Origin of the sequence: Paraglaciecola chathamensis S18K6 (genome assembly GCA_000314955.1) — a bacterium.
Taxonomy (GTDB): domain Bacteria; phylum Pseudomonadota; class Gammaproteobacteria; order Enterobacterales; family Alteromonadaceae; genus Paraglaciecola; species Paraglaciecola chathamensis.
Genome location: BAEM01000031.1, coordinates 1 through 12934, shown reverse-complemented (window position 1 = coordinate 12934; position 12934 = coordinate 1). Strand labels below are relative to the sequence as shown.

9 protein-coding genes are annotated in these 12934 nt (G+C 44.5%); 3 read left to right on the top strand and 6 right to left on the bottom strand.

Annotation, left to right across the window (positions count from 1 at the left end; all coding sequences use genetic code 11):
- Position 1: 1 nt before the first annotated feature.
- From GCHA_RS09390 to GCHA_RS09380, 3 genes are all read right to left on the bottom strand, one after another.
- On the bottom strand, positions 2–667 hold the full coding sequence (locus GCHA_RS09390; protein ID WP_007987504.1) for a UPF0149 family protein: 666 nt from the start codon (positions 665–667) through the stop codon (positions 2–4).
- 272 nt (positions 668–939) lie between these two features.
- Positions 940–1974 carry an alpha/beta fold hydrolase gene (locus tag GCHA_RS09385; protein WP_007987500.1) on the bottom strand — a complete coding sequence of 345 codons (1035 nt, stop codon included), beginning with the start codon at positions 1972–1974 and terminating at the stop codon, positions 940–942.
- A gap of 105 nt (positions 1975–2079) precedes the next feature.
- The gene (locus GCHA_RS09380; protein WP_013752866.1) at positions 2080–3669 is read right to left on the bottom strand and encodes a cation:proton antiporter family protein; all 1590 of its coding nucleotides are present in this window, start codon (positions 3667–3669) and stop codon (positions 2080–2082) included.
- 383 nt (positions 3670–4052) lie between these two features.
- Here GCHA_RS09380 and GCHA_RS22580 point away from each other — a divergent pair, with 383 nt between their 5' ends.
- The gene (locus GCHA_RS22580; protein WP_007987496.1) at positions 4053–4223 is read left to right on the top strand and encodes a DUF3545 family protein; all 171 of its coding nucleotides are present in this window, start codon (positions 4053–4055) and stop codon (positions 4221–4223) included.
- A 72-nt stretch (positions 4224–4295) separates the two neighbouring features.
- On the opposite strand, the gene GCHA_RS09375 is transcribed toward GCHA_RS22580, so the two are convergent.
- Both GCHA_RS09375 and bamJ read right to left on the bottom strand, forming a co-directional pair.
- On the bottom strand, positions 4296–5861 hold the full coding sequence (locus GCHA_RS09375; RefSeq protein ID WP_007987491.1) for a SulP family inorganic anion transporter: 1566 nt from the start codon (positions 5859–5861) through the stop codon (positions 4296–4298).
- 178 nt (positions 5862–6039) lie between these two features.
- Positions 6040–6660 (bottom strand): BamJ family beta-barrel-assembly machinery protein, encoded by a 621-nt coding sequence (gene bamJ, locus GCHA_RS09370; protein ID WP_007987490.1) that lies wholly within the window; start codon positions 6658–6660, stop codon positions 6040–6042.
- Positions 6661–6964: 304 nt separating this feature from the next.
- Between bamJ and ppc the strand changes: the two genes are divergently transcribed.
- Both ppc and GCHA_RS09360 read left to right on the top strand, forming a co-directional pair.
- Positions 6965–9583, top strand: coding sequence for a phosphoenolpyruvate carboxylase (gene ppc, locus GCHA_RS09365; RefSeq protein WP_007987488.1), 2619 nt, complete (start codon positions 6965–6967; stop codon positions 9581–9583).
- A 170-nt stretch (positions 9584–9753) separates the two neighbouring features.
- Positions 9754–10383 carry a YigZ family protein gene (locus GCHA_RS09360; RefSeq protein WP_007987487.1) on the top strand — a complete coding sequence of 210 codons (630 nt, stop codon included), beginning with the start codon at positions 9754–9756 and terminating at the stop codon, positions 10381–10383.
- A 26-nt stretch (positions 10384–10409) separates the two neighbouring features.
- Here GCHA_RS09360 and GCHA_RS09355 read toward each other — a convergent pair whose 3' ends face one another.
- On the bottom strand, positions 10410–12335 hold the full coding sequence (locus GCHA_RS09355; RefSeq protein WP_039992310.1) for a methyl-accepting chemotaxis protein: 1926 nt from the start codon (positions 12333–12335) through the stop codon (positions 10410–10412).
- Between the last annotated feature and the right edge of the window lie 599 nt (positions 12336–12934).

Here is a 12934-nt window from a genome sequence, read left to right as displayed (position 1 = left end):
CCTATTTGCGGGGCTGGCTGAAGGTTTCAAACTGATTTGGCAAGTACTCCACCAACTTACCCGACAGTCCGACATAGGTTTTCAAAGCTGGCTGTAAAGACAAAAACACAGTGGGGAGTAACAATACAAATTGCTCTTCATTTTGACGCTTTTTGGCTTGCTCATAGGCTAAAGGCAAATCCGCAAACGTACTTAGCATGGTTAAACAGTGGGTCAAATCTTTAGCCGCTGCTTGCATAGCATCCGGGCTCTTTTTCTGCATTTTGTGCCAAGCGTTATTCCACACGCTTTCAAGCTGGCTATGTCCTGCTAGTACACCACTGCACCATCTCGATAGCGCCAAGTCACTGCTTTGCACACATTGTGCATTTTCCGGCAATACATATGCGCTATCTAACGTCACCTGCTCGTCGCGCATTAAACGTAACTGATGTTGTAGCAAGCTCATAAGCAAATCCGTAAGCTTATCCGCGGTCTGGGTATCCGGCACCTGCCCGTGCTGGCGAAAAATCCATGGCAACCACACTTCAGGCATGGGTATTTCAGGGGCCGATGCCACGGCAAAAACTAATCCTTTTAAATAATCCACCGAAAACAAAGCATGAGATAACGCTTCGCTTTGGCAAAGTGATTTTAGTTCTTGTTCTCTGATAAAAGGAATGGTCATAGATGCATTGCCACTTGATTCGTTAACTAGATTATCCGGATTTAGCCAGCACGGCGCAACGCCGTTATTTGCGCCCGAAAACGAGCAAGAAAGCTTGTCACAGGAAAATACAAAGTATCTGTACTTGTACCCGCCTGCCTCAACGCTTATTCGTAGTAGCGTTAATAGGCCATAAACGCAAAGCCCCACGCTAAGCAGGGCTAAATAGTATGAGAGCGCCTTTAATTGACAAGCATTCCCGCTGTTTTAATGTAGAGTTGCCGAATAAAGCTTTATTGTAGTGCTTGTGTTAACACCGCTTTAAAACGATCGAAGTCTTCAACTTGCGGTAAATGTCCTAGGCCAGATAATTGGTATAGCTTGCCGTCCTGTAAGGTGTGCACCACGCGTTCGCCGAGCTTATCATAACGGCCCAATTCATACGTATTTCCCGCTTTTTGCCAATTGCGCCCTGGGGCGGTTCGATCACGAGTGCCCAGAATCAACCGTGTGGGCACTTTTATATGACTAAACTCATCAATGACAGGCTGAGTAAATATCATGTCATAGGTTAGCGCGTTTACTTGAGCAATGGTGTCTTTGTCAGGTCCTTGTACTTGCCCAATCATAAAGTACGTTAGCTCTGCATACCTTTGATTCCATTGACCGGCATAGTAGTTTTTCTGCTGATACGCTTGAATTGATTTGGCGGTTTTCTTTAATTCTTGCTGATAAAAGAAATCAACATCCTTATATTGGCTGTATAGTAAATAGTTCTCTAAACCAATGGGATTAACCAACAACAGCTTTGAGGTACTTTCTGGATAAAGTAATGCGAAGCGACTGGCTAACATGCCGCCCATTGAATGCCCTAATATGATGCTCTTTTTAATATCCAGCGAGGACATCAATGCTTTTGTATGACTGGCCAGTGCCGCAAACGAGTATTGATACTCGGTGGGCTTGGCTGATTTACCAAAACCTATCTGGTCAGGTATCAACACACCATAACCTTGCTGATGCAAATAGCTTGCGGTTTGTTGCCAATAGGCGCCATTAAAGTTTTTACCATGGAGCAATACCACTACGGGTTTAGCATCTGTGCTGGGTAAATACATATAGGCCATATCGAGTGACTGACCTTGAGATTCAACGGTGAAATATTCAACGCCAAAGGGATAGCTAAAGTCACTTAACGTGGCGTCGTATTTCAAAGAGGCAGTATCCGCCCCATTCACAACGCTTGATTCTGCTACCTGACTGTCATTGGGTGCAGCTGACACTGATATACTCATGACTAGCGCAGTTAAAAGTCCTAGCAATCTCATTCTACCTCCTTAAATAAAGTATGTTTAACGGGGCTAAAACATAAATGCTAGCACAGGCAAGTCCCAGGGCAGCTGATGAATAGGTAAAAGAGTGTGTATCAGGCGTTATGCGGTCACTTGATATTTCCCCTCTGCACTTAGCATACGCAGGCTTTCTTCTGCCAAGCCAGCGCCTGCTTCGGTGAACATGTTAAACACATAATCGGTTCCCGTTGACATCAGCTTTTCTACTTCATCGTCATAACGGGCGATAGCAGCTATTTTACCTTGATATTGGGCAACACGAAGCTGTTGCGTGATATGAGCTGTGTCATCAACAGACGGCAATGCCAGCAAAATCAGTTTGATATCTGTAGTATCAACATTCTCCCACATGTCGGCATCTTCCCCGTCACCCACAATCACCTTTAAACCATCTTCTTGTAGCTTGCGTACACGTTGTGGGTCTGCATCTACACCGCACAGCTCATCACCTAGAGAGGGTAGTAAAGCACCAAAGGCACCTCTTCCAACCCGCCCCATACCGATTAGCAGAACGCTTGCACCGTCGGGTTGCTGATATATGTCTTCTTTCAAACGCACATTACTTTCATACTGACGTAACGATTCTTTAAGTTTCAAATATTGGCTATGTGCAGTCTTGTAACGCAAGCTGGTGAATACAAAAGAAAACGATACCGCAAGCGCAACAATCACTAACCATTGCGCACTCAGCCAACCAGAGCCTACTGCCAAGGCTGCCACAATTAGCCCAAACTCACTGAAGTTACTTAGCACCAAACCGGACAAATAAGCGGTTCGGGCGCGCAATTTGAATTGCACAAAGGTGGCAAAAAACAGCAGGAACTTTAATGGCACTAACACACATAGCAGTAACGCTATCATCACCATTTCCATATCTGGCAATGCGATTAGTCCAATAGATAAGAAAAAGCCCACTAAGAATAAGTCTTTAAAACTCAAAAGTGATTTATTCAATTCAGCGGCTTTTGCATGAGGTGCGATAAGCATGCCTAAAATAAGCGCGCCTAAATCCCCCTTAACACCAACAAGATCAAAGACATAATAGCCCCCTAACGCGAACAGAAACCCAGTTAGCGGTAGCAATTCGCCGTGGCCGGCGCTGTTGATGATTCGATAGAGTATGGGCCGGGCGAACCACAAGGCAAATAAGGCAAGCGCCCACAGGGTTGGCGTTTTTCCTGCGGCGATGACCAAAAACAATACCGCGAAGATATCCTGCATAACCAGCACACCTATGGCTATTTTGCCATGGCGGGTTTTCATTTCTCCGCTTTCTTCGAGGATTTTTACCACGCATACCGTGCTGGAAAAGCTCAAAGCAAACGCCAGCAACGCTGCCTGCTGTAATGTCATGTCAGCAAAATACGATAATCCGAGATACGTTAAACCATAAATTACGCCTGTAACCAGTAATACCCAAATCAGCATATGTTGGGCACTAGCGACCCACACCTCAGGCTTAAGTAAATCCCGTACATTGAGCTTTAGACCTATGGTAAACAACATCAAGGTGATACCAAGATCAGCAAGTGCTTGCAGGTTGTCAGAATTTTCAAAACCGAAATAGTTTAGCGAAAAGCCTGCGCCAAGAAAGCCAATCAGCGGCGGTAGCCCCAACTGCTTCATACTTAAGCCGCCGACAAAGGCGAATAAAAGCCACATTATTTCCATATACGATACTACGATTGCTGTATTTTGCCCGTAGCATGGCAACTTTGAATGATTAATCAAGAGGCAAATTAAACGCGCGAAACAGAAATTGCATTTGAGAAAAGCAAAATGAACCTTATGTGTACAAAAAACAATCAACCACTAAAATGAGATCTATTCTTTTTATGATGAAATAATATACAAAACTAAGCTGCAACCCTCTTGATTGCTCACTTTAGCGCCTTTCACTGTCAAAAAAACTTCACCAAACGTTAATATAAAGTTAAGAAATGTATTCTATTTTACTCCTGCCTATGGTAAATATTATTTGAGTTTTTCACTTAACCAATAATGGAAAGCTCAACGATTTCAATGCTATACAATAAGTAATAATGGAGATCTCAATGGATACATCTGAATTATTAACTGTAATTGATACCGAATCCCGCCCAACTAAAACGAAAACAACAAAAAGAAAGTGGAGAGAGATTGAAGCCATTCACGATCGCTATAAGTTGCGACAAGAATTGCGTGAGCTAGGAATGACCCAAGCCGATGAATTAGAGATGTTTTAAACGCTTATAAAAAAACCGCTGAAGCCATCTTCAGCGGTTTTTTCGTTGTACGCTAGAAATCTACTGTCTGGGTTAACCCAGTTTGTCTGTAGCAATTTTATAGCGCGGATCTTCATTCAGATTCATTTCAACATAACCCTGAGCTTTGTTCATCAATGCTCGGCATTCTGCTGATATATGCCTGATATGTAACTTCTTACCCTGTTGCTGGTATTTGTCTGCTAAAGAATCAATAGCATCTACGCCTGATGAGTCCCATACACGCGATTCATTAAAATCAATCACCACATCTTGAGGGTCATTTTGTGGGTCGAACAAGTCTTTGAAGTAAGAAACAGAACCAAAAAACAGCGGCCCCTGCAGCTCGTATACTTTCCAGCCATCATCATCAGTATGGGTTTTAGCCGAAATATGCTTAGCGTGTTTCCAAGCGAATACTAATGCTGACACTATAACCCCGACGACGACTGCAATGGCCAAATCAGCGATAACGGTTACCGCAGTTACGAGAAACAGTACGAATGCATCCTCTTTATTGACACCGCGAATAATGCGGAACGAAGCCCACTCAAAGGTACCAATAACAACGATAAACATCACACCAACCAACGCTGCCAATGGGATCATTTCAATTAATGGAGCGGCAAACAGGATAAAGCCAAGCAATACCAATGCCGCTGTTATACCAGACAAACGCCCACGACCACCTGAGTTAATGTTGATCATGCTTTGTCCAATCATGGCGCAACCGCCCATACCACCAAATACACCGTTCACGGTATTGGCAACGCCTTGACCTACGCATTCACGATTACCACTACCACGGGTATCGGTCATTTCATCAATAAGTGACAAGGTTAATAGTGATTCAATTAGACCAACTAAAGCCAGAATGACTGAGGTAGGTAAAATGATATATAGGGTTTGAAGATTAAATGGCACCATTGGAATAGCAAAGGACGGTAGTTCACCTGCAAGGGTCGCACTGGCTTTTTGCTCTTCAGGTAACATGTCACGTACGAAATCGATAACCGTGCGTGCTTCTAAATCTAAGCCATGTACTAAAAGCGTCACGGTGACTATAGCCACTAATGAGGCAGGCACTGCTTTGGTCAATTTAGGCAATAAGAAGATAATAGCCATAGTCAGTCCTACAAGGCCCAACATGTAATACAGTGCACTACCCTGCATCCATTCTAGTTCACCTAGGCTGTTGGTTATTTTGAACTGTCCGAGCTGAGCAAGGAAAATAACGATCGCTAACCCGTTTACAAAACCGAGCATAACGGGATACGGTACCAAACGAATGAATTTTCCTAGCTTAAATACCCCTGCTAGAATTTGCAGTAAACCTGCTAACAACACAGCAGCAAATAAATATTGCACACCATGTTGTGCTACCAATGCCACCATGACAACAGCCATAGCGCCAGTGGCACCTGAAATCATACCGGGACGCCCGCCTATTGCAGACGTTATCAAGCCCATCATAAAGGCCGCATACAAGCCAACCATCGGCTCTACACCCGCGACGAATGCAAACGCGACCGCTTCAGGCACAAGTGCTAACGCAACCGTGATACCAGATAGCACATCGTTTTTGACATTGCTGCCACGATCGCCAGTTATATCAATCATTCATTTTCCTCAATTATCAAAGAACACTTCTAATATTCGATTATTTTACCAGCAAAAAGCCGCTAGGTGTTTTAACAGTTTGTTAAACACGCAAATTTTCATGCCATTTTGACTAGGTTGTGATAATTAGACACAAAAAAAGCCGGCGAACCGGCTTTTTAAATCGTCAAACATGACGTTATGCGATGATATCAAGTAACTCGACATCGAAAACAAGCGTACTAAATGGAGCGATTGCGCCGCCAGCACCTTGTTCGCCATAAGCCAGATCATGTGGAACAAATAAACGTAACTTAGCACCAACTTGCATAAGCTGAAGTGCTTCAGTCCAACCTTTAATGACACCACCAACAGGGAATTCAGCTGGCTGACCGCGATCATAAGAGCTGTCGAAAACAGTTCCGTCTAGTAAAGTGCCGTGATAATGAACACGTACAGTAGACGCAGCAGTCGGCGTTTCACCGTTACCCGCGTTAATCACTTCGTACTGTAAACCACTTTCAGTTACCGTCACTTCGTCACGCTTAGCGTTGTCTGACAAGAATGCTTCGCCCGCTTCTTGTGCTTCAGCGAACTGCGCGTTTTTAGCAGCTTGCATGCGCTGATGAATTTCATTGAACGCTTCGCGAAGTGCATCATTCGTAACTTGAGCTGGTTGCAAGTTAAAGGCATCTGCTAGGCCTTCTTGAACGGCTGAGATATCCAAGCCGTCGAATGGATTTGAACGAAGTTGCTCACCCATTTGCAGACCAATACCGTAGCTGGCTTGTAACTCAATCGTTGAAAATTTATCTGACACAATGACTCCTAGAAATTTGAATAACAGCGTAAAATCACACTGCTTCATAAAAATTGGTCGACAGGGTATCACAAAGCACACGCTGATTTAAAAAAGCGTCTGTAGTTAGTTTTATCCGTAAGCAATAATGAAAACTTTCAAGTGCAAATACACCTACCACTGCCGCTAACTTTAAGGTAAAAGTATGCATCTTGTTGCTAAGTTACCACTTTTGGTTTTTAGACAATTCACCATTTTAACAGTATGGTAACGGGCTGTTCTTAGCATTAATCATTAATCTTCTATAATTCCAGCGGAGGCACCAGTGCCAAAAATTCTAGACTCACAACTCAAAGAAACGGTACGTAACCTAGGTTCAACGTTAGGGGACATGATCAGAGCCCAGTTAGGGGATGAGTGGCTGCAGCGAATAGAAGCCATCAGATTAGACGGTCGTGAATCATACAAAGGTGATACAGACTGTTCAGATAAACTGAAAGCCCTTTTCAGCGAACTTGAAGACGAACAACTACTTGTTGTTGGCCGTGCATTCTCTCAGTTTTTAAATTTAGCCAATATTGCAGAGCAAGAGTTTAATAGTGCTAATCACGATCAAGATTCCATTCAAGAATTGTTCAATCATTTGGACAAAGACAATGTATCGGCTGAAACCTTCGAAAAAGCAGTTAATCAACTTAGCATCGAATTGGTATTAACGGCTCACCCTACCGAAGTGACACGTCGTACCTTGATCCATAAACACAGTGAATTAGCGCAGTGTTTACGTCAAATACACCAAACTAGCTTAACTGACATCGAGCGAGATAAAATTCGCACACGTATTTCTGACTTAGTGGCCCAAGCTTGGCACACTGAAGAAATCCGTACCGTACGCCCGACTCCCGTTGATGAAGCGCGCTGGGGCTTCTCAGTGATTGAAAACTCACTGTGGGAAGCCGTACCTGATTTCGTACGCGAGTTAAGCACTAAATTCGAAGCAAAATATGACCTTGCCCTACCGCTAGATGCAGCACCAGTAAAGTTAAGCTCCTGGATGGGTGGAGACCGAGACGGTAACCCTTTTGTTACGTCAAAAGTTACCCAGCAAGTATTGCTGTTAGCTCGTAAACGCGCAGCTAAACTTTTCGCCCAAGACGTGGATATGCTGCAAGTTGAGCTGTCTATGAGCGATTGTGATGACACAATTCGCGCTAAGGTCGGTGACGAACTTGAACCGTATCGCGCGTTGCTACGCCCACTTTTGAATAAACTCACTAACACTAAAAACGGTATTGCTGAGTTTCTAAACGGTGAAGCCGTTGACGACAGCGAATGGATTAGCAGCAAAGACGAATTACTTACGCCCTTGATGCTGTGCTACAACTCGTTGCAAGCCTGTGGCATGAGCGTCATCGCCGATGGCCGTTTATTAGACACCATTCGCCGAGTACATTGTTTTGGTGTACATCTGCTTAAATTAGATATTCGCCAAGACTCTGAACGTCATGCTGATGTATTCAGCGAGCTAACGCGTCACTTAGGCATGGGTGACTACGCCAATTGGAGTGAAGAAGACAAACAAGCTTTCTTATTGAAAGAGCTAAGCTCGAAGCGCCCATTGTTCCCGTCGAAATGGCAGCCTTCTGCTGACGTACAAGAAGTCATTGATACATGTAAAGTGGTCGCGCAACATAGCGAAGAAGGCTTTGGGATTTATATCATCTCCATGGCAAGTTTGCCCTCTGACGTGCTCAGCGTACATTTATTATTGCGTGAATTTGGCGTGACCTGGCCTATGCCGGTGGCACCTCTGTTCGAAACGTTAGACGACTTGAACGCTGCTTCAAGCGTTATTGATGCCCTAATGAACATCGACTGGTATCGTGGATATATTCAAGGCCACCAATACGTGATGATCGGTTATTCTGATTCAGCAAAAGATGCGGGTGCCATGGCAGCTGGTTGGGCTCAATACGAGTCTCAAGAAGCCCTTGTTGCAATTGCTGAGAAATTCGGTGTTGAATTAACCTTGTTCCATGGCCGTGGCGGTACGATTGGTCGCGGTGGCTTACCTGCTCATGCTGCGATTCTTTCTCAGCCTCCGGGGTCACTATCAGGTGGTTTCCGCGTAACAGAGCAAGGCGAAACCATTCGCTACAAATTCGGTATGCCGCAACTTGCACAGCGTAGCCTGTCTTTGTATGCAAGTGCAATATTAGAAGCGTTAATTTCTCCGCCGCCGGCACCAAAACAAGAATGGCGTGACTTGATCACTGAAGTAGCAGCTAACGCCCGTGATAATTACCGCAACACGGTAAGACACGATGAAAGTTTTGTGCCTTATTTTAGGGTTGCGACCCCTGAGCAAGAGTTAGGTAAACTGCCACTAGGTAGTCGCCCAGCTAAACGTAAGCCCAGTGGTGGCATTGAAAGTTTACGTGCGATCCCATGGATTTTTGCTTGGGCGCAAACACGCTTAGTATTACCTTCATGGTTAGGCGCAATGAAAGCAGTACAAACGGCTATCGATGCCGGTCATCGCCCTCTTATCGACGACATGCTAGCGAATTGGCCTTTCTTCCATTCGCGCTTTTCGATGTTAGACATGGTATTTGGCAAAGCGGATCCTCGTATCAGTGCTGAATACGACAAACGTTTGGTACCAGAAGAATTGCGTCATTTAGGTGATGCTCTACGTGATGAACTGAATATGAGCATGAGCCTGTTGCTGGATGTACTTCAACAAAAAGAAGTCATGGAGTCAGATCCTAAAGGCAATGAGTCAATGAACATCCGTGCGGGTTACTTACAACCACTGCACTTCTTACAAATAGAATTGCTAGAGCGGATTCGTGCCAAAGGTGATGAAGCCGACCCGACCCTAGAACGTGCCATGATGGTCACCATTGCAGGTATCGCCGTGGGTATGAGGAATACGGGGTAGTACTCTACCGGGTAGCGTCTACGGGGTAGTACTCTACCGGGTAGCGCCTACTCACTAGATTAAAGCTCGTTTGTTCAAATAAAAACTGTCTCAGGCAAACACCTGAGACAGTTTTTTGCATTTTACGTATAATTTTCATTAGTTCATTTTTCTGCCAAACGATAGAGTTTATGCCTATTACGCCCCCGTATTTAATTCCTAGTGCCACAGTTACCTTTGAAGAGGAAATAAAACGTAGCCGCTTTATAACCTGCTTAGCACATACGCCTAGTGCTGAAAAAGCCAAAGCCTTTGTTCAGCAAATGAAAGACACCCACTCACAAGCACGTCATCACTGCTGGGGATTTGTTGCTGGCGCACCAAGTGATTCTATGCAACTGGGCTTTAGTGATGATGGCGAGCCAAGTGGAACCGCAGGCAAACCTATTCTCGCCCAGTTACAGGGCAGTAATATCGGTGAGATTTGTGCCGTGGTAGTACGCTATTCAGGCGGCATCAAGCTGGGAACAGGAGGATTAGTTAAAGCTTATGGCGGTGGCGTTAAACAAGCTCTGCCCCTTGTGAAGACTAAAACTCGCGTCGCCATGGACAAAGTCAGCCTTGAGTACAATTATGCCTTACAGGGCGTTATAGACGATTTAACCCGCGAGTTTGCGCTTAAAGTAGAGGTGTCTGATTTTGGTGAAAAAGCCAAGATAACCGCATCAATCGAAGCGATTCACCTGACCTCTTTATTACACAAAGCCAGTTTGTACGATGCAGATAAATTAACTGTTCAACGTATCCCCCTAGGAGACTAGTCTTACCCATCGCTTAGGGGAAAACATTATCTTTTGTCTTTATTAAACTGATGGGTCAGGGCATCAAGTTGTTGTGCAAGCGCGTTCAGCCCACCAGACTCATCGGCCATCTGAGCAATTTTATGCATGTTTTGTTGGGAACGATTTCGAATATCTTGCATATTACGATTAATCAATTCAATGCTGACAGACTGTTCTTCTGTTGCTGCAGCCACTGAACGATTCGCGTGAGTAATATCGTTGAAGTGAGCGCTATTAGCCTCAAGCACTTGATGTGCAGTGCCAATAGAACTCGCTGTGATTTGCGACTGTTCAATGATAGATGAAATTTCTTTGGTTGCAGATGCCGAGGTTACCTTGAGCTCTTGCATAATGGCCTGCACTTCATGGGTAGAATCCGCAGTACGCTTTGCTAATGTGCGAACCTCATCAGCAACAACGGCAAAACCCCTGCCTTGTTCACCAGCTCTGGCCGCTTCAATAGCCGCATTAAGTGCTAACAAGTTTGTTTGATCAGAAATTGCCTGAATATTTTCCAGTACGTTGGCAATTGTATCTGTGTTATTGCTAAGAGAGCGAATGACCTCAGCCACATCATTAATTTTACTCACCAAGCCATTAATATCTTGCTGAGTGTTGGTAATCACCTGAGATATTTGCGCACCCTCTGAATTGATTTGCACGGCTACCAAGGTCGCTGACTCCGCGCTTTTTGCTACTTCGCTGACAGCACTGCTTACTTGGCTCAAATTCATAGAGATATCTTGGGTATGCTCATCGCTATGTTGGGCACTTTCTAGGGTCTCTCCCGCTATATTTTGTAACGAACGAGCAACGTCCTTGAGTGCCACACTATTTTGCACCACCTCAGTAAAGGTTTGATCTAATTGATTTACAAACTGATTGTAACCTTTAGCGACATCTGCCACTTCCTTTTGACCATGCTCTGGCAACCGATAAGTAAGATCAGCATTCCCAGAACCCAAGCGCATAAACACTTGTGCCAAACGACTTATAGGTTGAGTAATACTGCTAGCAACAAACCAAGCTGCAACGCAGGCCAAAACGGCGATCAACAAAGCCCAAAGTGTAATGTGCCAAGTAGCACTGCGCAACGAAGCGAACATTTCATCATAGGGCACTTGGGCAACAACAAACCAATTCATACTAGGTATAAAACTCGAGGCCACAATAAAATCGGAATCGTCTTTATTAATAACTGCTAAATTAAAGTCGTTTTCATTCAGTAAATTAGTAACGTTATTGACACCATAAAGGCTTGCTAGATCCGCTTGGTTAATTAAGCCTGCATCTGTGTGTAAACGTACTTTACCCTGACCATCAACCAAATACACAAAACCAGATTGCTCTAACTGAAAACTCGCCAGCAAATCCACCACGTCCTTGAACGATTTTGCCGTTCCTGACAGTCCGCGTCCATTGCGTTGCTGATAGTTAACAAAAAGATCCGTTTTACCTGTATTTGGATCTCTGTAAACACTGACCATAGTGGGTTGCTTACTTTGGGTATAATCAAAAAACCAACCATCGGCTGCATCGTCTTTTAAGGTTCGCAGAAAGCCATCTTGGTTCCAGTAGCGATTCGTTTGCTTATCGGCAAAAGAAGCAGCACTTAGGCCGTGTTTGCTTACGGCATTTTTCAACACTTGAATAAATGTTTTCTCGCCTTGCTCTGACTGGCCTTGGGCATTCCATTGCAAAATAAATGGATCAGTAGCGATTTGCGTGGCGATAAGCTGCATTGCGATAATTTTGCTGTCAATTTGATTACCGATACGCTTAACGACGTTTGGTAGCTCGGTACTTAGCACGCGTGATTCAACGGCGCTTCTCGCTGTCATCATGCTTATCCCACCGACGAGCACCGAAGTTAATAGCACGAAGAGAGTAAGCGTGAGCATTATTTTTTGTTTAATAGATAACTGTTTCATTTGTGTTCTTACGAGAGTGGGAAAGTTAAGCAAAGCTAATTTTGTATCGGCAAGGGAGCCAAATGCATGACGTCATTCTACACTATTGAACTAAATTAACCGGAATTCAGGTGAAATTTATCGGCAAGTAATTGACCATTTGGTGCAACAGTAAAAAGACTAAAAAAAGATGAAACCGGAATCTTTCTGGTGCACCGCACCAGCCGGTTGAACGACCGACAGGCGACCACCATGGATGGTTGAAGGTAGAATAACGCAGGAGTAGTTATCGAGATGTCGGGCTGGACTCCATCACTAGGGATGGGTTCACCCTCGACATTTAACTTTCTTACAGGCACAAAAAAGGGTGAAGCCGGAATCTTTCTGGCGCACGGCGCCAGCCGGTTGAACGACCGACAAGGGTGAAGTCAGTTTGTTTAGGCGCACTGCGCCGCCTGACTGAACGGGCACACATGGATGTGTGCACTGGACCGAGCTACCATGGATGGGTTCGACCTCTAAACTCACCTTTATTGCAGGCATAAAAAAAGGCCACCGAAGTGACCTTTCTTTCAAATCAATTTGCTAGCAATTAAGCAATGATTTTTGCAACAACACCA